Genomic DNA, 20,167 nt, shown 5'->3' with positions numbered 1-20,167 from the left:
ACAAGGTGACGCTGGCGCATGGGGGTATGCGCCAGCGTTGTTTGTTTAGGCAGCCTTGGCTTCGGGGGCGAAGCGACCGTAGAAGCTCTGGCCCTTTTCAGCCATCTCACGCAGCAGCGGCGGGCAAGAGAAACGCTCGCCATAGGCCTCGGTCAATTGGTCGCAACGCTCGGCCGCGTAGGGTGTGCCGATGATGTCCAGCCAGCTGAGCGGACCGCCCGACCAAGGCGCGAAGCCCCAGCCTAGGATTGCGCCCACGTCGCCTTCGCGGATGTCTTCCAGAACGCCTTCTTCCAGCGCACGGACCGCTTCCAGAACCTGAGCGAACATCAGGCGTTCCTGCACTTCGATCAGGTCAGGCTGATCCTCGGCTAGCGGGTATTTATCCTGCAGGCCTTTCCAGTATTCGACGCGCTTGCCCTTTTCGTCATAGTCGAAGAAGCCCGCATTAGCCTTGCGGCCCAATCGGCCCTGTTCTTCCATCCAGAAGATCAGATCGTCCGCAGAGCTTGCGGGATAGGCATTACCCATCGCGGCCTTGGTTGCACGCGCGATCTTGGCACCCAGATCAATCGAGGTTTCATCGGTCAGCTGGATTGGCCCCACCGGGAAGCCCAACTGGCGTGCAGCGTTGTCGATCAGCACAGGGCTGACGCCCTCGGTGATCATACGCGCACCTTCGTTGATGTAAGGGATGATGCAGCGATTGGCGTAGAAGAAGCGCGCATCGTTGACCACGATCGGTGTCTTGCGGATCTGACGGACATAGTCCAATGCCTTGGCGACTGCGCGATCACCGGTTTCCTTGCCCTTGATGATCTCGACCAGGAACATCTTCTCAACCGGCGAGAAGAAGTGGATGCCGATGAACTGCTCTGGCCGCACTGACGCTTTCGCCAGATCGGTGATGGGCAGGGTCGAGGTGTTCGAGGCAAAGATGCAGTCCTCGGGGATGATAGCCTCGACCTTTTTGGTCATCTCGGCCTTGACGCCCGGGTCTTCGAACACTGCTTCGATGATCAGGTCGCAGCCTTTCAGATGCTCCAGATCGGGGGTCGCGGTAATGCGGGCCAGCAGGGCCTCTTTCTTTTCAGCCGTGGCTTTGCCGCGCTTGATGCCCTTGTCCATGTAGCTTTCGCTATAGGCCTTGCCCTTGTCGGCGGCTTCCTGATCACGGTCAATCAGAACCACCTCCATGCCAGCCTGAGCCGACACCAGTGCGATACCGGCACCCATCATGCCAGCGCCCAGCACGCCGACTTTCTGGACGCGTTGATCGGGCACATCTTTGGGGCGGACCGCGCCTTTCTCCAATGCTTCCTTGTTCAGGAACAGCGACCGGATCATCGCCGACGAGGACGGGTTCATCAGGACGTTGGTGAACCAACGCGCTTCGATCTTCAGGGCGGTGTCGAAATCGACCAGCGCCCCTTCGTAGATCGAGCTCAGCAGAGCTTTGGCCGCCGGGAAGGCGCCTTGGGTCTTGCCATTCACCATCGCGTTTGCGCCGACGAAGGTCATGAAACCAGCGGGGTGATAGGGCGCGCCGCCGGGCATCTTGTAACCCTTTGCATCCCAAGGTTTCACCAGATCGGCGTCCTTGGCGTTCAGAACCCACTCTTTTGCGGCTGCGACCGGATCATCCGCCACGGCGTCAATCAGTTGTGCGCCTTTGGCTTTCTTCGGGTCCATCATCTTGCCTTCCAGCAGGACAGGGGCCGCAGCCATCGCGCCGACCATACGGCTGAAACGCATGGTGCCGCCGCCGCCGGGGAAGATGCCAAGCAAAATTTCGGGCAGACCAATCTTGGATTTCGGGTTGCTGGTCATGACGCGGTGGTGACAGGCCAGCGCGATCTCGGTCCCGATCCCGGCGCAGGTGCCGTTGATGGCACAGGCGATCGGCTTGCCGCCCTTCTTGGTCTTGGGGTCCATGCCCGCCAGTTCCATCTTGCGCAAGATATGGTGGCCGCCCATCACGAAGTCGAACAGGGCTTGCGCCGGTTCATCACCCGATTCCTGACGGATGGTGGCCAGCGTGGTTAGATCCATGCCGCCAGCGAACGAGCCTTCTTTGCCCGAGGTGATGACGATGCCTTTGATCTCCTCATCATTCAGGGCCTGATCGATTAGTTGGCTGACCTCCTGAAAGGCCTCGCGCGTCAGCACGTTCATGGATTTGCCCTGGGCGTCCCAGGTGACAAAAGCGACGCCGTCTGCGTCTTTGCTCAGAGTGAAATCAGTCATTGTCATCTCCAATCTGGTCAGCCGTTAGCGGGCTGCCGTCTTTCCGGGTGAAAGAGAATCCGTTCTCATCATCCTTCACCATCATGTCTATGTCGCTGTAATAGCCGGTCTCGGTCGGGGTCCGTGTGCCCACAACCAGAAATGTCGCGGGCGCATCGTTTTTGTTCACAAGGTGGTGGCCGTTGGCCTCACCTGCGGGCCAAGCGGCGCAATCGCCGGGCTGCATCTCATGCTCACCGTCGTCGTCGATTAGCACGCAGGTGCCGCTGAGCATGATGGCAAATTCGTCCTGCTCCATGTGGTAGTGGCGCAGCGAAGACATGCCCTGCGGTTCCAGCCGCACGATGTTGACCCCGTATTGTGAAAACCCGCCTGCGTCGCCTACACGCTGGACGAAACGACCAGCCGTCGCCTCGGCTAGCTTGCCGGGATAGGACGAGCCGCCCTTGAACGGGATCTGAGAGAGATCCAGCTTGGGCATCAGACCCGCTCGATAATGGTTGCCGCACCCATGCCGGACGCGATGCAGAGCGTGGCCAGACCGGTTTCCTTGTCCTGACGCTCAAGTTCGTCCAGCAGTGTGCCAATGATCATCGCACCGGTCGCACCCAGCGGGTGACCCATCGCGATCGAGCCGCCGTTGACGTTCACCAGGGCCGGATCGACGTCGAACGCCTGCTGGAACCGCAGCACGACCGAGGCAAAGGCTTCGTTCACTTCGAACAGGTCCAGATCGCTGATCTTCATGCCATTGTCTGCCAGAATCTTCTCGGTCACCGGAACCGGGCCTGTCAGCATGATGGTCGGGTCGGTGCCGATCTTGGCGGTTGCCTTGATGCGGGCACGCGGCTTGAGGCCGTATTTCTCGCCAAATTCCTTGTTGCCGATCAGAACTGCGGCAGCCCCGTCCACAATGCCCGAGCTGTTGCCCGCGTGATGGATATGGTTCACGCGCTCAAGATGCGGATATTTTAGCATCGCAACCTTGTCGAAGCCCGGCATCTGCTCACCCATCATCGCGAAAGACGGGTTCAATGCGCCAAGGCTCTGCATGTCGGTGCCGGGGCGCATGTATTCGTCGCGATCCAGAATGGTCAGGCCGTTCTGGTCTTTGACGGTGATGACCGACTTTTCGAACCGATTGTCCTCCCACGCCTCTGCCGCGCGTTTCTGAGATTCTACTGCCAGTGCGTCAGCGTCGTCACGGCTAAAGCCATACTCCGTGGCAATGATGTCGGCCGAGATGCCCTGAGGCACGAAATAGGTATCCATCGCCAGCGTCGGATCAACGGCAATCGCCGCACCGTCGCTGCCCATCGCCACACGGCCCATCATCTCAACGCCGCCCGCGATATAGGCATCGCCCGCACCGCCCTTGACCTGGTTCGCCGCTAGGTTCACTGCTTCCATGCCCGAAGCGCAAAAACGGTTGATCGCCAGACCGGGGATCGACTGATCCAGATCCGAGGCCAGAACAGCCGAGCGCGCCAGACAGCCGCCTTGTTCCATCACCTGCGTGACGTTGCCCCAGATCACGTCTTCAACGGCGTGGCCTTCCAGATTGTTACGCTCTTTCATCGCGTTCAGGGTCAGGGCGGACAGACGCACCGAGGTAACTTCGTGCAGGCTGCCATCCTTGCGTCCCTTGCCGCGCGGGGTGCGCAGGGCGTCATAGATATAGGCTTCGGTCATGGGGTCTTCTCCTTAAGCTCGATCCGACGGTTTGCCGGGCATCAGGTCATATGGGTGTTTCCAGCCGGGCTGTTCGCTGAGGCGCGTCAGCCAGGCGTCGATATGGGGCCAGTCGGCGCGGTCAAAGCCGAATGGTTCAGGGTAATAAAGGTAGCCACAGCAGCTTATATCGGCGTTGGTCACGCCATCGCCGACGATCCAGTCGCGGCCCTCAAGGTGAGAATTGAGGACGTCGTAAGCTGCCTTGAGGCGCCCTTGGTTAAAGGCGATCACATCCGCATTGCGATGGTGCTCGGGCAAGAAGTTCATGAGAAACCGAGTCATCCCGGCCATTGAGCTGAGCTTGTGGTTGTCCCACAGCACCCAGCGGAAAATCTCGTAATTCTCATCCCGGTCCTTACCGCCGAACTTGCCCGATTTCTCGGTCACATAGGCTTGGATCGCTCCGGATTGCGTGGTGCGAAAATCGCCGTCGATCATGACGGGGGCTTCGCCCATCTCATTGACCTCGGCCCGGTATTCTGGCGTGCGAGTCTGGCCGTTGAAGAAATCGACAAAGACCGGCTCCCAATCCAGCCCGGACATCTCAAGCGCAAGTGCGGCTTTGTACGAGTTACCGCTTTCGCCGAAACAGTGAAGTTTGATGGTCATGCGATCGCCCCTCCCGTGGCGCATAGTGCAGTGCCGCAATCTGCGTATTTCGAGAAAGTTGAACTTGTAGCCGCGATAAGCTGTTCATCTTGCTGAAAACACGCACACCTAAAACCGATGTGACTGAAGTTGTTAACGCTTGCGCGCCTCAAGCTCAGAATTGAATTCTCGTAGTCGGCGCGTCAGTTTCTCCTCATCCGTGACGCTGTTGAAGTTTTCGAAGAGAAATGACAGGGCTTCACCTTCGTCCAGCCCGGCTTCGCGGGCAAATGCCCTGAGCTTTCGATAGCCGTCTTCGGTCATTGCGACCGGAAAGCGGCGGGTCAGGCGAAAGCGTTTGGGCATTCTCTCTCCTCGGAAAACCGGCTCCGGGGCGGGGCCCCGGAACCGTAGAGTGATCAGAAGTTCGCGGCCTCTAGCGCCATGACCGTGTCTGCGCCGGTTTGGATGCGCGACAGATGCAGCGCGGTGGCAGGCAGGCGGCGAGCCATGTAGAAACGACCGGTATTGATTTTGGTTTCGTAGAACTCTTTGTCCGACGCACCGCCGTCCAAAGCGTCCTGAGCCGCTTTCGCCATCCGTGCCCACATCAGACCCAAGCAGACATGTCCGAACATGTGCATGAAGTCATAAGAACCGGACAGCGCATTGTTCGGATTCTTCATGCCTTCCTGCATGAAATACATGCCAGCGGCCTGAAGATCCTTGGACGCGGCTTTCAACGGTTCGATGAAGGCTTTGTCATAGGATTCGTCTTTGCCGCCGTTTTCCTTGCAGAAGGTTTTGACCATGTCGAAGAAGGCCATGACGTGCTTGCCGCCATCCTGCGCCAGTTTCCGGCCGACAAGGTCCAGTGCCTGAACGCCGTTCGCCCCTTCGTAGATCATCGCAATCCGGGCGTCGCGGGTGTATTGAGACATGCCCCATTCTTCGATGTAGCCGTGGCCACCATAGACCTGCTGCGCCTGTACGGTCATGTCATAGCCCTGATCCGTCAGGAAGCCTTTGATGACCGGGGTCAGCAGAGATATCAGACCATCCGCATCCTTGTCACTTGAGCGGTGCGCCTTGTCGATCATGGTCGCGCCCCACAGGATGAACGCACGTGCGCCTTCGGTGAAGCTTTTCTGATCCATCAGGTTACGACGGATATCCGGGTGTACGATCAGTGGATCGGCCGGGCCATCGGGGTTCTTCACGCCGGTCACATCGCGCCCCTGCAGGCGGTCCTTGGCATACTCCAAGGCATTCTGGAACGCAGCCTCGGCCTGCGACAGGCCCTGCATACCCACGCCCAGACGCGCTTCGTTCATCATGGTGAACATGGCGCGCATACCTTTATGTTCTTCACCCAGCAGCCAGCCGGTGGCTTCGTCATAGTTCATGACGCAGGTCGAGTTGCCGTGGATGCCCATTTTCTCTTCGATCTTGCCGACCGAGACACCGTTGCGCTCACCCGGGGTGCCGTCTTCGTTGACGATGAACTTTGGTACGATGAACAGCGACACACCCTTGATGCCCTCGGGGCCGCCGGGGATCTTGGCCAGAACCAGATGAATGATGTTGTCGGCCATGTCGTGATCGCCGGACGAGATAAAGATCTTCTGACCGGAAATCTTGTAGCTGCCGTCACCCTGCGGTTCCGCCTTGGTGCGCATCAAGCCCAGATCAGTGCCGCAATGCGGTTCGGTCAGGTTCATGGTGCCGGTCCATTCGCAGCTGACCATGTTGGGAAGGTATTTGTTCTTCTGCTCATCGGTGCCATGCGCCAGAATGGCTGAGGCCGCGCCGTGGGTCAGGCCTTGGTACATCACAAACGCTTGGTTCGCGCCCGAGAACATCTCGCCCACGGCTGTGCCAATCACATAAGGCATGTTCTGGCCGCCATACTCTTCCGGCATGTCGAGGCCGGTCCAGCCGCCTTCCTTCATCTGCTCGAAGGCATCCTTGAACCCGGTCGGTGTGTAAACGATGCCGTTTTCCAACCGGCATCCTTCAGTGTCGCCTACCACGTTCAGCGGATGCAGAACGTTGGTGGCAACTTTGCCCGCTTCTTCCAGAACCGCGCCGGTAAATTCGGCCTCCAGTTCGCTATAGCCTGGAATATCGGATTCCGAGACTTTCAGCACATCGTGCAGAATGAACTGAGTGTCTTTGGTTGGCGCGTTGTAAACGGGCATTTGAAGCTCCCTTAAATTCAGATGTCCGGGGATTGAGCCGCGAGGGTTACCCGACGGCTGTTTTTTCGTTGTTAATCGAGGCGATGACTTTCTCGCCCCAGCGCAGCTGCTCTTTTAGATCGTCAATGGCTTGAGTCAGCTCTTCGCGGCGGGCTTCCATGTCCGAAAGACGTTCGCGTGCGATTTCAATCGTACGGATCATCTGGGTCTTTTGTTGGTCACCCACATGGTACAGATCCAGCAGTTGCCGGATCTCTTCCAGGCTAAAGCCGAAACGTTTGCCGCGCAGGATCAGTTTCAGGCGCGCCCGGTCTCGTTTGGTGAACAGGCGTTTCTGGCCCTCGCGGATCGGAAACAAAAGTTCCTTTGCCTCGTAAAAACGCAAGGTGCGCGGCGTGACCTCGTAGGTCTCGCACATTTCACGGATGGTCATCAGGTCTTCGGTCATGGTTTCAGCACTCTCGTCACTGGCGTCTATCAAAGTCAGTTGCGCAGTCGATGCGCACGTTACAACACGTAGATGACGTTCACGTAATGCAAACGCTACGTCACAAGGAAAGTTGACGTAGGATCCTCTCGCGTCAAGGTGTGCTTAACCCGACTTTTCGGACGTGACGTAACGGAATTTAGATTGGGGAGGGGCCGGGTATCCGGTGTGAGAACACAACCGGTCGACCATGGCCGCAGTGCTTGAGGCTTCGGAAATCAGTACAGAAGCGGAGTGGGGTCAGCGCAGGGACTTGGCGGTCTGGTCACGCAGGCGCTGGAGCTCATCCATCGCCTCGTCCAGTTGTTGCCGTTGCTTTTGTAGTTCCGGCATTTGCCGGTCAGCCAGTTTAATGAACTCGGCCATTTGGGCTTGGTTTCCCTGATCCTCGTAGATCAGCAGCCACTGGCGAATCTCTTCCAGCGAGAATCCAAACAGACGTCCGCGCATGATCAGCTTCATCCGCGCGCATTCACGGGGGCCGTAGTACCTGCTACGGCCTTCGCGTTCCGGCTGAAGCAGCTCGATATACTCGTAGTAACGCAAGGTGCGCTTGGTTACGTCGAACTCTTCGCACATCTCGTTTAATGACAAACGGTTGTCGGTCATTTTCGATCTCCTTGGCCGCAAACTAGGCCGTCGTCGCGGCAAGCGCAACAGGTGGTCTTGCTCTTTTGCAAGGCTCAGGCTCATAAAGAAAGAAATCAAGGGGGCACCACGACATGGTCGACAAAGTAGAAATTGCGCGCCGGTTTATCGAGGCAATCCCGCATGCCAAGGCGCTGGGGCTAAAGCTGACCACAATTAGCGATGGTGAGGCCGCGATCTCGATGCCGTACAACGCCGATCTGGTCGGAGATCCCCGAACCGGCGTCATCCACGGTGGCGCGGTGTTTGCTGCGCTGGACACTTGCTGCGGTGCGGCCGTGATGTCCCACCCGTCGGCGCCCGGCGGAACCGCGACCATTGATCTAAGGATCGACTACATGCGCGCCGCGACGCCGGGGCAGAGCATCACTGCTCATGCCACCTGCTACCACATCACCCGCAACGTCGCCTTTGTCCGGGCCACGGCGATAGATGAAAATCAGGACCTGCCGGTCGCAACCGCCGCGGGTTCCTTTACGGTGGAGGGTCTGTGATGGCGCGCCCTCGTCCCGAACCCATGCAGGTGGTCAAGCAACGCCGTGATGCAGCCCTTAACGCAATTGTCGAAGGGGTGCCGTATATCCGTTTCCTGAATATCACCTTCGACCGGCGTGGCGATGAACTGACTGGTGTGCTGAATTTCGACGACAAGCTGATCGGCAACCCGTTGCTGCCCGCGCTGCATGGCGGGGTGACGGCGGCTTTTCTTGAGGTCACTGCCGTTATCACTCTGAGTTGGGAGTATTTCTTTCCCATGATCGAAAGCGGTGAAATCGAAGCGGAAGAGCTGTTCCAGGCCGACTCGGTGCGCTTTCCCAAGACCGTTGATTTCACGGTGGATTACTTGCGCTCGGGCCTGCCACGCGACGCCTATGCCCGCGCCTTCGTCAGCCGGTCCGGTCGGCGCTATGCGTCGGTCCGGGTTGAGGCCTGGCAGGACAATCACGCGCGTCCGATTGCGCAGGCGACCGGGCATTTCCTGATGCCGCAATCCAAACCCAAAGCAGAGTAGATCACCGTGCAGACCGCCTCGGCACCTCTCACCCATAAACGGGTGCTGAAGATCGCGGTTCCGATCGTGCTTTCCAACGCCACGGTGCCCATTCTGGGGGCTGTTGATACCGGAGTGGTTGGGCAGATGGGGCAGGCAGCCCCTATCGGTGCTGTGGGCATGGGTGCGGTTATTCTGGCGACGATCTATTGGATCTTCGGTTTCCTGCGCATGGGAACTACCGGACTTGCTGCACAAGCACGCGGGGCCGGGGACACCGCCGAGACCGGCGCCTTGTTGATGCGCGGGCTGCTGTTGGGTGGTGCGGCGGGGCTGTTCTTTATTGTCACGCAGATCTGGGTGTTCTGGGGCGCGTTTGCCTTGTCACCCGCCAGCCCCGAGGTCGAGGCGCTGACGCGGGACTACCTGCAAATCCGCATCTGGGGTGCTCCGGCGACGATTGCCCTTTATGCCGTAACAGGCTGGTTGATCGCGGTCGAGCGAACGCGCGGTGTGTTCATCCTGCAGGTCTGGATGAACGGGCTGAACATCCTGCTGGACCTGTGGTTCGTGCTAGGGCTTGGCTGGGGTGTCGAAGGCGTCGCTATCGCCACCTTGATCGCCGAATGGACCGGGTTGACGCTGGGCCTGTGGTTGTGCCGCGATGCCTTTGGCGGAAACCAGTGGCGCGACTGGCCCCGGATTTTCGATGCCGCCCGGCTGCGGCGGATGTTGCAGGTGAACACGGACATCATGATCCGCTCGGTTCTGTTGACCGGGGCGTTCACCACCTTTCTGTTCGTGGGTTCTGATTTGGGGGATGTGAACCTCGCGGCCAATCAGGTGTTGCTGCAATTCCTTGAAATCACTGCCTTTGCGCTGGATGGCTTTGCCTTCTCTGCCGAGGCATTGGTCGGGAGCGCCGTGGGCGCGCGCGACCGGTATCAGGTCCGTCGCGCGTCAATCATGGCGTCGCAATGGGGCGTGGGTGGAGCCTTTGCGCTGGGCGCTGTGTTCTATTTGGCCGGACCAGCCCTGATCGATCTGATGACCACTTCACCCGAGGTTCGGGAGGCCGCACGGGACTACTTGATCTGGGCCGCGCTGGCCCCGGCGATCGGAGTGGCGAGTTGGATGTTCGACGGCATCTATATCGGGGCCACATGGACCCGCGCGATGCGCAACGCGATGATCCAGTCGGTCGCGATCTATGTCGTCGCGCTGTTCATTCTGGTGCCGATGCTGGGCAATCACGGGCTTTGGGCCGCGCTGATGGTTCTAAACATCGCGCGCGGCATAACTCTGGGCTGGCGCTATCCCCGGCTTGAGGCTCAGGTGGCTTAAAGCAGCGCCAGCAGATTTTCGGGCGGGCGGCCGATGGCAGCCTTGTCACCTGCAATGGCCAGAGGACGCTCGATCAGGATCGGGTTTTCAGCCATGGCGGTGATCAGGTCATCTGCAGGGGTGTCCTTGGTCAGACCCAGCTCTTTGAACCGCTTCTCTCCGGTCCGCATCATGTCGATGGCACCGATACCCAGCCGATCCAGCACCGCGCGGATTTCGTCAGCCGAGGGCGCATCCTCAAGGTATTTACGCACCTTAATCTGCGCACCGTTCTCTTCCAGCAGCGCTAACCCGGCGCGGGATTTCGAACAGCGGGGGTTGTGCCAATATGCGATCACAGCCAGTCCTCTCGTTTACTTCCAACGGCTTGCGCGACAGAGTTGAACCCGTCTCGGGCCAGCAACTCATCTAGGCGCTGCGCGATCTCAGCGGCCAGTGAAATACCGCCATAAACCAGAGCCGTGTAAAACTGCACAGCAGACGCACCGGCGCAAATCTTGGCATAGGCTTGGTCCGCATTGCTGATCCCACCCACTCCGATCAGGGGAATCTTCCCTTCGGTCAGGTGGCTGAGACGGGCCAGAACGTGTGTCGATTTCTCGAACAGAGGGGCACCGGACAACCCGCCCATTTCACCCTTATGGCCGCTGCGTAACCCGTCGCGCGACAGGGTGGTGTTGGTGGCAATCACCGCATCTACGCCGGTTTCCGATGCAACCTCGGCGATGTCCTGCAATTCCGCTTCGGTCAGATCAGGAGCGATCTTCAGAAAAATCGGGATCGGGCGTGGCAGCGTGTTACGTGTTTCGATCACACCGCCCAGAAGGGCACCAAGTGCCGCCTTGCCCTGCAAATCCCGCAGCTTTTCGGTGTTGGGGGACGAGACATTGACTGTGGCGAAATCCAGATGTGCCGCGCAGTGGGCCAGCACTTTGGCAAAATCACCTGGGCGGTCGTCACTGTCCTTATTCGCCCCCAGATTCAGGCCGATCACCGCGTCTTTGGGGCGATCGGCCAGACGGCTTGCCATCACCTCCATGCCCTCGTTGTTAAAGCCAAAGCGGTTGATGGCGGCCTTGTCCTCGGACAGGCGAAACAGACGAGGTTTGGGGTTGCCGGACTGCGGGCGCGGGGTGACGGCACCCACTTCGATGAACCCGAACCCTGTGCGGGACAGAGGGGTCAGGACCTCTCCGTTCTTGTCGAACCCTGCCGCCAACCCCACAGGGTTGGGCAGGTCCAGACCCGCCAACTGGGTTTTCAGACGGGCTGAGGTCACCGGCCCCGGCATCGGGGCCAGCCCGGCCTTCAACGCCTTTATCGACATGCTATGGGCGGCTTCGGGGTCCATTTTGTGCAGGACGGAAAGCCCCAGTTTCTCGGTCAGTTTCATCCGAAAGCCTCTCCGCTTTGGGTGGGTGCACAGCGGATCAGGCGCGAGGTTTCAACCGCTGCCTGCCGGTGTATGACGGCCTTCTGGTAATCCGGGTCGGTCACCATCTCAAGGAACGCGTGGGCTGTTGGATAGCGTGCGATGAATACCTCATCCCAAGCCTCATCCTGCGGGCCGATCAGAGTGGTCTGATACGCGCCGCGCCACAGGATCGACGCGCCCAGCCGAGCGATGATCGGGGCGGTCTCGACCCCATATTTGCGATAGGCCTGCGCGCCGGTCAGCCCGGCCTCGGACAGTTCGTGCCCGGCGGGATATTCCGCCTTGGCGCGGAACTTCACCAGATTCAGCATCTCGATCGGGTGATCGCGGTCCAGCGCCTTGAACGCCTCGAACTGGGCGCGGTCGGGGTCGACGAACGCGGTCATGCCATCTCGGCCGGGAACTGGTGTGCTTGCCCGTCAAAGGGCAGGGCGCGCGACCACACAACATCGGTCATGCGGATTTGGCGGTAGAGATGCGGGAAAAGGGCACCGCCGCGCGATACCTCCCATTTCAGATCGTCGCCCATGCCATCCGCATCGCACGCCAGCAGGGTCAACCCCTCGACCCCGGCGAAATGCTTGGCAGCGGTCTCGAGGGCCTGTTCGGCGGTTGAGAAATGGACAAACCCATCGGATACATCAATCGGCGCACCGTCCGAGGCACCCTGATCCTGCAAAAGGGCCCATTCATCGGCCCGGAAAATCTTGTAAACCAGCATGAGGTGGTGATGCCCCGCGTGACGGGCAGAATCAAGCCGGATTTCCCCCTTTGACTCTTCCTGCCGCTGAGCGCACCATCGCGTCAAACAAATACAGGGAGTATCAATATGTTCACCCGTTTTCTGGCGTCAGTGGCCGTTCTGGGCCTGACCGCAGGCATGGCCGCGGCGGAGTACAAGCTGACGATTCTGCACACAAATGACCTTCACAGCCGTATTGAGTCGATCAACAAATACGACTCGACCTGTGATGCCGAGGATGAAGCCGAAGGCAAGTGTTTCGGCGGTGTCGCCCGGTTGAAAACCATGGTTGATACCAAGCGGGATGAACTGGCGGATCAGAACGTGCTGCTGCTGGATGCAGGTGACCCGTTTCAGGGCTCGCTGTTCTATACGACCTATAAAGGTGCGGCTGAGGCCGAGTTCATGGAGGCCATCGGCTATGACGCCATGGCGGTCGGCAACCACGAGTTTGACGATGGTCCCGAAGGTCTAGCTGCGTTCATCGACACCGTCAGCTTTCCGGTCATTTCGGGCAACCTCGATCTGTCGTCATCGACCGAGCTGAACGGCAAGGTCGAAAACCACCTTGTGCTTGAGGTCGGCGGCCAGAAGATCGGCATCGTTTCGGCATTGGCCACGGACACAGTCGACACCTCCAGCCCCGGCAAGGACGTGGTGTTCCAGGATGAAATCGAAAGCCTGACCGCAGATGTCGAGGCGCTTCAGGCCGAAGGTGTCGATATCATCATCGCGCTGAACCATGTCGGTCTGGCCAAGGATATCGAGATTGCCGAGAAAGTACCGGGTCTGGATCTGGTGATCGGCGGGCACTCTCACACGCTACTGTCGAATACCGAGGAAGGCGCGGCGGGTTCGTACCCGCTGATGGTTGGCGATGTTCCGGTGGTTCAGGCTTATGCCTATTCCAAATATCTGGGCGAGGTCACGCTGACCTTCGACGACGATGGCAACCTGATTTCGGCGGAAGGTGAGCCGATTCTGTTGGATGCGTCGGTAGAACCCAATGCGGATATCGCCGCGCGCGTGGCCGAAATGGGCGCACCGATTGAAGAGATGAAAAAGCGCGTCGTTGCTGACTCTGCGGCTGCGATCCAAGGCGACCGCGCGGTCTGCCGCGTGCAGGAATGTGAGATGGGCAATCTGGTTGCCGACGCCATGCTGGCGCGGGTCGCGGATCAGGGCGCGCAGATCGCGATTGCCAACTCGGGCGGGCTGCGGGCGTCGATTGACCCCGGAGAGGTGACTATGGGCGAGGTGCTGACGGTGCTGCCCTTCCAGAATACGCTTTCGACCTTTGAAATCAACGGTCAAACTGTCATCGACGCGCTGGAAAACGGCGTCAGCCAGGTCGAAGAGGTCAAGGGCCGCTTTCCGCAGGTCGCAGGCCTGACTTTCACGTGGGATCCATCAGTTGCACCTAACGAAGGCCGCATCACCGAGGTGATGGTGGCCGAAGGTGACGGGTTCGTTCCCATAGATCCGGCCGCCACGTATCTGGTGGTCACCAACAACTATGTTCGCAACGGCGGTGATGGCTATTCGATGTTCGAAGGCGACGACAAAAATGCCTATGACTATGGGCCTGATCTGGCTGATGTGACGGCTGAATACCTGGCCGAAAACGCGCCGTATCAGCCCTATCTGGACGGTCGTATCAAGCAGAAATAACTCTGCACTGTAGCAACAAGAAAAGGCCGCATCACCCGATGCGGCTTTTTTTCGGGCTGGCTCAGCCGAGGTCGTATTCCGGCCAAAGCGCCGGGTCGAAACCGTCCAACATTGGGCCCAGATGTTCGGATACACTTTCCCAACCACCAATGGCTTGGGTCGAAATCTTGTTGCGAACCTGATCAATACTGGCCGTTCTGACCTGTTTCTTGTTTTTCTCGGGATGCATCATGGCTTCGTTCCACTCGATCCCGCAGAACTCCGCAACTTGTTGGCTGTAGGTCTCAGGGTCCGCGACCAATCGTTCATAGGGGACAGTCAGGGTTTGACCTGGGAATACGGCATCCCAATGAGCCATATAGCGGCGATACAAGTTCGCCGTTTGGGCAATGGCTTCAAGGTTTGATGCGTAGCGCATACCAACCGCCGGAAACAACCTGATCCATTTGGACAAGCCAACATCTCGCGGGTCGCGCAGCATGTTTATGATTTTGGCATTTGGGAAAGCTGCGAGCAGAAACCCGACGCGCTGATAATTGTGGGGCATTTTATCGACGAAGGCGGTCGATCCGTCTGCTATTGGCGGCATCAATCTTCGAAATTCGTTCGCAAATTCAGCGGCGTTTTCCGCATTGAATACGGAACCTTCCTTTTCGAAATCCAGTGACAGATCGGCCCCCAGCGTAAGCTCCCCGCATCCTGCGATCCCTGGCGCAGAGCTCAGCATCATTTCCATCAAGGTGGTGCCTGATCGGGGTTGGCCGACGACAAATATTGGCAAGGGAGTTTCACTTGAACCTGAATTTGGAGTCTCGTAACCGACAGGGAAAAGCCCGGTGATGTTGTTCAGTTTTGCTTCTTCAGCAGCAAAATCAAAAGGGTTGATATCGTGCTGAATCGCATTGGCGCGGGCGATTTGAGGCAAGGCTGCGGCCAAACCGTCTTTTGCAGAAATTAAATTGCCCTTCGCGAACTCCAAGTCTGCATTGTCGTGCCCGGTTTTGGCGATTGCTGCTTCGACGATTTCCAACAAGTGTGGAGTGTCTTCCGCGTTTGTCATCATCGACAGGTGTAGCAAGGTTGGTTTGTGCTCAGGGTTCTCGGCAAGCAGTTTTTGCAGGATTGCAGTTGATCCCGATTTGTCGCCGTGCCGATGCAGGTTAACCGCTCTTTGAAATGCGACCTTTTCGTTATTCGGGCTAAGCTCGTAAGCTCGGGTAATGTCGCGTGAATAGTCATCGAGAAAGCCAATATGTTCGTACGCTTTCGCGCGTTTGGCCAGAATTTCCACGTTGTCCGGATCGTTTAGTAGCTTCTTAGAAGCGTATTCTATGATCCTGCGCCAGTTGTTACCCTTGAGGTAAAGCTCATCCAAGACACGGTTCAGCTCTTTATTGTTGGGGAACTGCTCAAGTTTTTGCTCAGTATATTCCAGCGCCTTAAAAACCTGTCCGGTTTGCATCAGAGCGTTGGCCAAGTTTTCCACAAATTGCGGATCGTCGGGTTTCATCCGGGATGCCTCAACAAAATGCGGGATGGATCTCTTGTACTGTTCCATCTCGGTCAGCACAAAACCCGAGATGGCGTGGAAGTCCGGATCCTTTGGGAATTTCTTGACGCCGAGCTGCGCCTTTTTCAGTGCCTGTTGCAGTTTGCCAGCGTCAAGAGCCGCTACTGCCTTGCCTTTGAGGGTTTTCGCTGTTTGATTTTGCATGAGACCCCGTGACACCCTGTGCCTGTATGAAACGACTATCGATGGTTCATTACCTATGTGCGGACGGTTTGCAATAACACTTCCCAATGACGCGATGGCACAACTGTTTGCGGCACGACCAGCGAATACGCTGCCGTCTGTCCCGAATTTCAACGTGTGCCCGACAAATCAGGTGCATGTGGTCCGCGCCGGACAGGGCGGGCGCCGGCTGGACCCGCTGCGCTGGGGGTTTCTGCCGCATTGGTACAAGACCGAAACCGCCGGTCCTCTGCTGATCAATGCGCGGGCTGAGACGCTCGCTGAAAAACCTGCGTTTCGCGCTGCCTGCCGCGAACGGCGATGCCTGATCGTGGCGAGGGGGTTCTACGAATGGACCAAGACCGACCAAAACACGCGACTGCCTTGGTACATCCACCGCAAGGATGGCGCGCCTATTGCCTTTGCTGGTGTTTGGCAGGACTGGGGTACTGACGAGGCGCGGCAAGGTACCTGTGCCATCGTGACGACACCCGCCAACAACCACCTTAGTGCCATCCACCACCGGATGCCGTTGATCCTAGAGCCTGACGACTGGCCGCTCTGGCTGGGTGAGGCAGGGAAGGGGGCCGCGCGTCTGATGCAGCCCGGTGCCGAGGATGTGCTGGACTTTTATCGCGTAGATCCGGCGGTGAATTCGAACCGTGCCAGCGGGTCTGACCTGATCGAACCGATCCCAGAATAACGGTGTGCCTTTCCAATGCTACCTTTGCAGGATAGACCCTTGATATGGCTTTGAACTTCACCGACCTATCCAGCCTTTATGAGCATGACTTCGATACGGTGATTGATGTGCGCAGCCCGGCGGAATTTGCCGAGGACCATCTGCCCGGTGCCATCAATCTGCCGGTTCTTGACAATGACGAACGCGCGCGGGTTGGCACGATTTATGTGCAGGAAAGCCCTTTTCTGGCCCGCAAACTGGGCGCGGCGCTGGTGTTCCGTAACGCGGCTAACCACATCGAACACAGTCTGTCGCATCATGAAGGCGGCTGGAAACCTCTGGTTTATTGCTGGCGGGGTGGGCAGCGGTCCGGGTCGTTCACATGGATGCTGCAACAGATCGGCTGGCGGGCTGAGGTGGTCGAAGGCGGGTATCGCACCTATCGGCGTCTTGTGAACCGATTTCTTTACGAAGACCCCTTGCCGCATCGTCTGGTCGCTTTGGACGGTTACACGGGCACGGCCAAGACCGACCTTCTTGCGCATCTGAAAACGCGCGGCGTTCAGGTTGTGGACCTTGAAGGGCTGGCTAATCACCGTGGCTCATTGCTGGGTGAGATGCCCGGTGGGCAACCCAGCCAGAAGGCGTTCGAATCCGCTCTGGCTGCAGCATTATGCGGGCTCGACCCAGAACGCCCGGTTATTGTCGAGGCCGAGTCGTCCAAGATCGGAACCCTGATCCTTCCACCCAGCTTGTGGACCGCTTTGCGAAATGCGTCGCGTATTCAGGTTCAGGCCTCGATCGAAGCGCGCACCGCCTATCTGGCCCGTGCCTATGACGATATCCTGTCGGATGCCGACCGGTTGCGCGACCGGCTTTCTCCGCTGCGGTTCCACCGGGGGCACGAGGTGGTGGATGGCTGGCTCGCCCTGATCGACGCCGGTTACAAGCAGGCGCTGACGCGGGCGTTGATGGAGCAGCATTATGACCCGTCCTATGCCAAATCCAGCCGCGCTCGCACCGCCGAGGTTGTGGCGCGGGTCGATGCGGCCACACTGGACGATGCGGGTCTAAACGACACGGCCGCGCAGATCGTAAGGATATTGGATCAGCTTTGAAGGCGCAGACCCGGTGTGTCGGACATGTGTCCGATGATGACCGCCGGATAACCCGCGTGCCTCAGCTTTTCACACAACTTGTGCGCCTGATCGGGCGCGACGGCGGCCAATAACCCCCCAGCGGTTTGCGGATCGAACAACAGGTCAGCTTTGCCGCCGAACGGCAGGTTCGGCGCAACGGAGCGGTTTTCGTCGAAAATCGTTGACCGGACGCCTTGCGCGCTCAACTCCATCGCGCCAGCCATCAGCGGAATGGCGTCCAGATCGAGAGATGCGCCGCAGTCCGACGCCTCGCACATGCCCAACAGATGCCCGGCCAGACCAAAGCCCGTCACGTCAGTCATTGAATGGGCACCTGCCAGAATGCGTGAAGCTTCGCCCTGCGGATGAACCATTTGCAGGAACGCATCGACGACCCATTCGCCACGGGCCTTGCCCGCCATTTCTGCCGCCATCAACACGCCGCTGCCCAGCGGTTTGGTCAGGATCAACTTGTCGCCCGGGCGCGCACCCGACAGGGTGATTGGGTCATTCTCGCACAGGCCTGTCAGGGTGAAGCCGATGGTCATCTCATCCCCCATCGAGCTATGGCCACCCACGATCTCGGCCCCGGCGTTGCGCATGACCTCGGTCGCGATCGTCATGATCTCGGCCATGGTTCGGTGCTGCAATTCAGGCGACATGCGAGGCAGGATGATCGTTGCGGTTGCCGCTTGTGGGCTGGCGCCCATGGCCCAGATATCCCCCAGCGCGTGAACAGCTGCGATGCGGGTCATCAGCACCGGATCATTGGTGAACCCGCGCAGATGGTCCGAGGACATCACCTGCCGCGCCCCACCGGTTGTCAGCAGGGCCGCGTCGTCGCCGGGCAGGGCGGTGATATCGGCGCGCTCTGGCGCGGGCAGGTTGTGCAGTGCGGCCTGCAGCGCGCCGCGCCCAACCTTTGCACCGCAGCCACCGCACATGGGCTTGTCGCCCAGTGCCTCTTGCAGCCCTGCTGCATGAAGTCTCGGCGGGGAAGGTGGCGCCATTTCAGGCAGGTCGCGGAACCGGTTCATGAAACTCTGGTCGATATGATCCTTCCAGCGCCACATCAAGGACCCGCTGAACGAAGTGCCAAGTCGCTCGGCCAATGCGGATTTTCCGCCCAGTGAGATCAGTTTCAGATAGTCCTTCTGCGGCGTGTACCGCCGCATCCGTCCTGCCCCCAAAACGGCACGCAGGTTATCGTACAAGACCGGAGCCTCGCGCACCGCATAGACTCCCGCCTTGGGGCGTGGGTTTTCCGACAGATGGGCACAATCCCCGGCGGCGAAGATCGCCGGATCGCTGGATTGCAGGTAACCGTTCACGCGGATGTAACCGTCTTGCAGGTCAAGGCCCGTCTGGGCAATCCAGTCATAGGGCCGTGCACCGGCAGCCCCGGTCACGAAGGCGGCAGGGACTTTGCGACCATCACCCAGAACAATGTGATTGGCATCAATGCAGGAAATGGCCGTGTTTTCGATCAGCTCAACGTCCAGTTTCGCCATTGCCTTGCGAATGGTTGCGGCTGCCTTTGGTCCCGTCGCAGTGAGGGCTTGGGCATTGTCGATCAGTGTCACCTGCGCCGCACGGCCCTTGGCACTCAGGGCATGGGCCATGGCCAACACCAGCTCAACCCCCGCCACGCCGCCCCCAATCACCGCGACCGAAGCTGGACCGGTGCCTTGCAGATACGTGGCCCACCGCGCCGCGAACGGCCCCAAAGGTTTGGCTGGGACCGCATGGTCGGCAAACCCGGGCAGGGCGGGCATGTCCGAGGTGATCCCCACATTAACAGAGGCCACATCGTACGCCACCGGAGGGCGACCGGGCACATGGACGAGACGCTGATCAATATCGATCCCTTCGACCGGGCCAAGAATAACGCGTGCACCGGCAAACCGGGCCAGACGCACCAGATCGATGTTCAGTTCACTGCGCTCATAGTGGCCCGCGACAAAGCCGGGCAGCATCCCGGAATAAGGCGCAACAGGGCCGGGATTGATCACCGTCACTCGTGCGCCCGGCAGCGGGTTCATCCCCCATTTCCTCAGCACCAGTGCGTGGGTATGCCCGCCGCCAATCAGAACCAGATCACGGGTCAGGGGCAGCGGAGGGTGATGCATGGGTGTTAGTTCGCTGTGTGTTCCGGGACGTCTTCGACCTGCTCGACCGCGTGGGTGGCCCAAAGCTCATCCTCGCCCGCGTCCGGCAGATCGCTGGGCTTTTCATGGCGATGAATGTGCCATTTGGCAATGAACAGAGCCGTGATCGGCGCAGTCAGGAACAGGAACAGGGTGATCAGCAGTTCGTGCAACGACAGTTGCTGCTCGATCAGTACCGAGTGACAGATCGAGGCCAGCAACACGCCGCCCACGCCCAGCGTGGTCGCCTTGGTGGGCGCGTGCAGGCGGGACATCGGGTCTTTCAGTTTGATCATTCCAAACGACCCGACAAAGCCGAAGATGCCCGATATGATCAGGAAGAAGGCGATCAGAATTTCGAAAATGAACTCCATTTCAC

Annotated in this window: 21 protein-coding genes; 6 read left to right on the top strand and 15 right to left on the bottom strand. The window is 59.1% G+C overall.

What is annotated here, in order from left to right; translation table 11 throughout:
* Positions 1-45: 45 nt before the first annotated feature.
* The 8 genes from GOW98_RS02260 to GOW98_RS02225 form a co-directional block, all read right to left on the bottom strand.
* Positions 46-2,247, bottom strand: a complete 2,202-nt coding sequence (locus GOW98_RS02260; protein WP_170329422.1) for a 3-hydroxyacyl-CoA dehydrogenase NAD-binding domain-containing protein — start codon at positions 2,245-2,247, stop codon at positions 46-48.
* Entirely contained in the window at positions 2,240-2,728 is a 489-nt protein-coding gene (locus GOW98_RS02255) for a cupin domain-containing protein (protein WP_170329421.1), read from the bottom strand. The genes GOW98_RS02260 and GOW98_RS02255 overlap by 8 nt, the downstream gene beginning before the upstream one ends.
* Positions 2,728-3,939, bottom strand: a complete 1,212-nt coding sequence (locus tag GOW98_RS02250) for an acetyl-CoA C-acetyltransferase (RefSeq protein ID WP_170329420.1) — start codon at positions 3,937-3,939, stop codon at positions 2,728-2,730. Before GOW98_RS02250 ends, GOW98_RS02255 begins: the two co-directional genes overlap by 1 nt.
* A gap of 12 nt (positions 3,940-3,951) precedes the next feature.
* Positions 3,952-4,590: a glutathione S-transferase family protein gene (locus GOW98_RS02245; protein ID WP_170329419.1), complete on the bottom strand. Its 639-nt coding sequence runs from the start codon at positions 4,588-4,590 to the stop codon at positions 3,952-3,954.
* A 132-nt stretch (positions 4,591-4,722) separates the two neighbouring features.
* Entirely contained in the window at positions 4,723-4,935 is a 213-nt protein-coding gene (locus GOW98_RS02240) for a hypothetical protein (RefSeq protein ID WP_170329418.1), read from the bottom strand.
* Between the two features lie 53 nt (positions 4,936-4,988).
* On the bottom strand, positions 4,989-6,770 hold the full coding sequence (locus GOW98_RS02235) for an acyl-CoA dehydrogenase C-terminal domain-containing protein (RefSeq protein ID WP_170329417.1): 1,782 nt from the start codon (positions 6,768-6,770) through the stop codon (positions 4,989-4,991).
* Between the two features lie 46 nt (positions 6,771-6,816).
* Complete coding sequence (locus GOW98_RS02230; RefSeq protein WP_170329416.1) at positions 6,817-7,218, bottom strand: MerR family transcriptional regulator; 402 nt, start codon at positions 7,216-7,218, stop codon at positions 6,817-6,819.
* A gap of 279 nt (positions 7,219-7,497) precedes the next feature.
* On the bottom strand, positions 7,498-7,866 hold the full coding sequence (locus tag GOW98_RS02225) for a MerR family transcriptional regulator (protein WP_170329415.1): 369 nt from the start codon (positions 7,864-7,866) through the stop codon (positions 7,498-7,500).
* Between the two features lie 113 nt (positions 7,867-7,979).
* On the opposite strand from GOW98_RS02225, the gene GOW98_RS02220 reads away from it, so the two are divergent.
* Genes GOW98_RS02220 through GOW98_RS02210 form a run of 3 tightly spaced genes read left to right on the top strand, consistent with a single transcriptional unit; the run spans position 7,980 to position 10,240 of the window.
* Positions 7,980-8,399: a PaaI family thioesterase gene (locus GOW98_RS02220; RefSeq protein ID WP_170329414.1), complete on the top strand. Its 420-nt coding sequence runs from the start codon at positions 7,980-7,982 to the stop codon at positions 8,397-8,399.
* Positions 8,399-8,917, top strand: coding sequence for a PaaI family thioesterase (locus GOW98_RS02215; protein WP_170329413.1), 519 nt, complete (start codon positions 8,399-8,401; stop codon positions 8,915-8,917). Before GOW98_RS02220 ends, GOW98_RS02215 begins: the two co-directional genes overlap by 1 nt.
* Positions 8,918-8,923: 6 nt before the next feature.
* The gene (locus GOW98_RS02210; protein ID WP_170329412.1) at positions 8,924-10,240 is read left to right on the top strand and encodes an MATE family efflux transporter; all 1,317 of its coding nucleotides are present in this window, start codon (positions 8,924-8,926) and stop codon (positions 10,238-10,240) included.
* Here the strand turns inward: GOW98_RS02210 and arsC are convergent.
* The 4 genes from arsC to GOW98_RS02190 are packed head-to-tail and all read right to left on the bottom strand — an operon-like array spanning position 10,237 to position 12,396.
* Positions 10,237-10,578, bottom strand: coding sequence for an arsenate reductase (glutaredoxin) (gene arsC / locus GOW98_RS02205; RefSeq protein WP_170329411.1), 342 nt, complete (start codon positions 10,576-10,578; stop codon positions 10,237-10,239). The two genes, GOW98_RS02210 and arsC, sit on opposite strands and share 4 nt — an antisense overlap.
* Positions 10,575-11,633 carry a quinone-dependent dihydroorotate dehydrogenase gene (locus GOW98_RS02200; protein ID WP_170329410.1) on the bottom strand — a complete coding sequence of 353 codons (1,059 nt, stop codon included), beginning with the start codon at positions 11,631-11,633 and terminating at the stop codon, positions 10,575-10,577. Before GOW98_RS02200 ends, arsC begins: the two co-directional genes overlap by 4 nt.
* A complete protein-coding gene (locus GOW98_RS02195; protein WP_170329409.1) occupies positions 11,630-12,061 on the bottom strand; it encodes a DUF1330 domain-containing protein in 432 nt (143 codons plus the stop codon). Before GOW98_RS02195 ends, GOW98_RS02200 begins: the two co-directional genes overlap by 4 nt.
* Positions 12,058-12,396: a DUF952 domain-containing protein gene (locus GOW98_RS02190; protein WP_170329408.1), complete on the bottom strand. Its 339-nt coding sequence runs from the start codon at positions 12,394-12,396 to the stop codon at positions 12,058-12,060. Before GOW98_RS02190 ends, GOW98_RS02195 begins: the two co-directional genes overlap by 4 nt.
* A gap of 108 nt (positions 12,397-12,504) precedes the next feature.
* Between GOW98_RS02190 and GOW98_RS02185 the strand changes: the two genes are divergently transcribed.
* Positions 12,505-14,088 carry a bifunctional metallophosphatase/5'-nucleotidase gene (locus tag GOW98_RS02185; RefSeq protein WP_170329407.1) on the top strand — a complete coding sequence of 528 codons (1,584 nt, stop codon included), beginning with the start codon at positions 12,505-12,507 and terminating at the stop codon, positions 14,086-14,088.
* A gap of 61 nt (positions 14,089-14,149) precedes the next feature.
* Here the strand turns inward: GOW98_RS02185 and GOW98_RS02180 are convergent, their stop codons facing one another.
* Entirely contained in the window at positions 14,150-15,802 is a 1,653-nt protein-coding gene (locus GOW98_RS02180) for a tetratricopeptide repeat-containing sulfotransferase family protein (protein WP_170329406.1), read from the bottom strand.
* 55 nt (positions 15,803-15,857) lie between these two features.
* On the opposite strand from GOW98_RS02180, the gene GOW98_RS02175 reads away from it, so the two are divergent.
* Together GOW98_RS02175 and mnmH are read left to right on the top strand one after the other, a co-directional pair.
* Positions 15,858-16,523: an SOS response-associated peptidase gene (locus GOW98_RS02175; RefSeq protein ID WP_170329457.1), complete on the top strand. Its 666-nt coding sequence runs from the start codon at positions 15,858-15,860 to the stop codon at positions 16,521-16,523.
* 44 nt (positions 16,524-16,567) lie between these two features.
* Entirely contained in the window at positions 16,568-17,620 is a 1,053-nt protein-coding gene (mnmH, locus tag GOW98_RS02170; protein WP_170329405.1) for a tRNA 2-selenouridine(34) synthase MnmH, read from the top strand.
* On the opposite strand, the gene selD is transcribed toward mnmH, so the two are convergent.
* Both selD and GOW98_RS02160 read right to left on the bottom strand, forming a co-directional pair.
* Positions 17,611-19,770, bottom strand: coding sequence for a selenide, water dikinase SelD (gene selD, locus GOW98_RS02165; protein ID WP_170329404.1), 2,160 nt, complete (start codon positions 19,768-19,770; stop codon positions 17,611-17,613). The two genes, mnmH and selD, sit on opposite strands and share 10 nt — an antisense overlap.
* A gap of 5 nt (positions 19,771-19,775) precedes the next feature.
* Positions 19,776-20,162: a Na+/H+ antiporter subunit G gene (locus GOW98_RS02160; RefSeq protein ID WP_170329403.1), complete on the bottom strand. Its 387-nt coding sequence runs from the start codon at positions 20,160-20,162 to the stop codon at positions 19,776-19,778.
* Positions 20,163-20,167 lie beyond the last annotated feature (5 nt).

Source organism: Ruegeria arenilitoris, from assembly GCF_013032445.1.
Taxonomy (GTDB): domain Bacteria; phylum Pseudomonadota; class Alphaproteobacteria; order Rhodobacterales; family Rhodobacteraceae; genus Ruegeria; species Ruegeria arenilitoris_F.
This window is presented reverse-complemented; position numbering and strand designations above follow the sequence as displayed.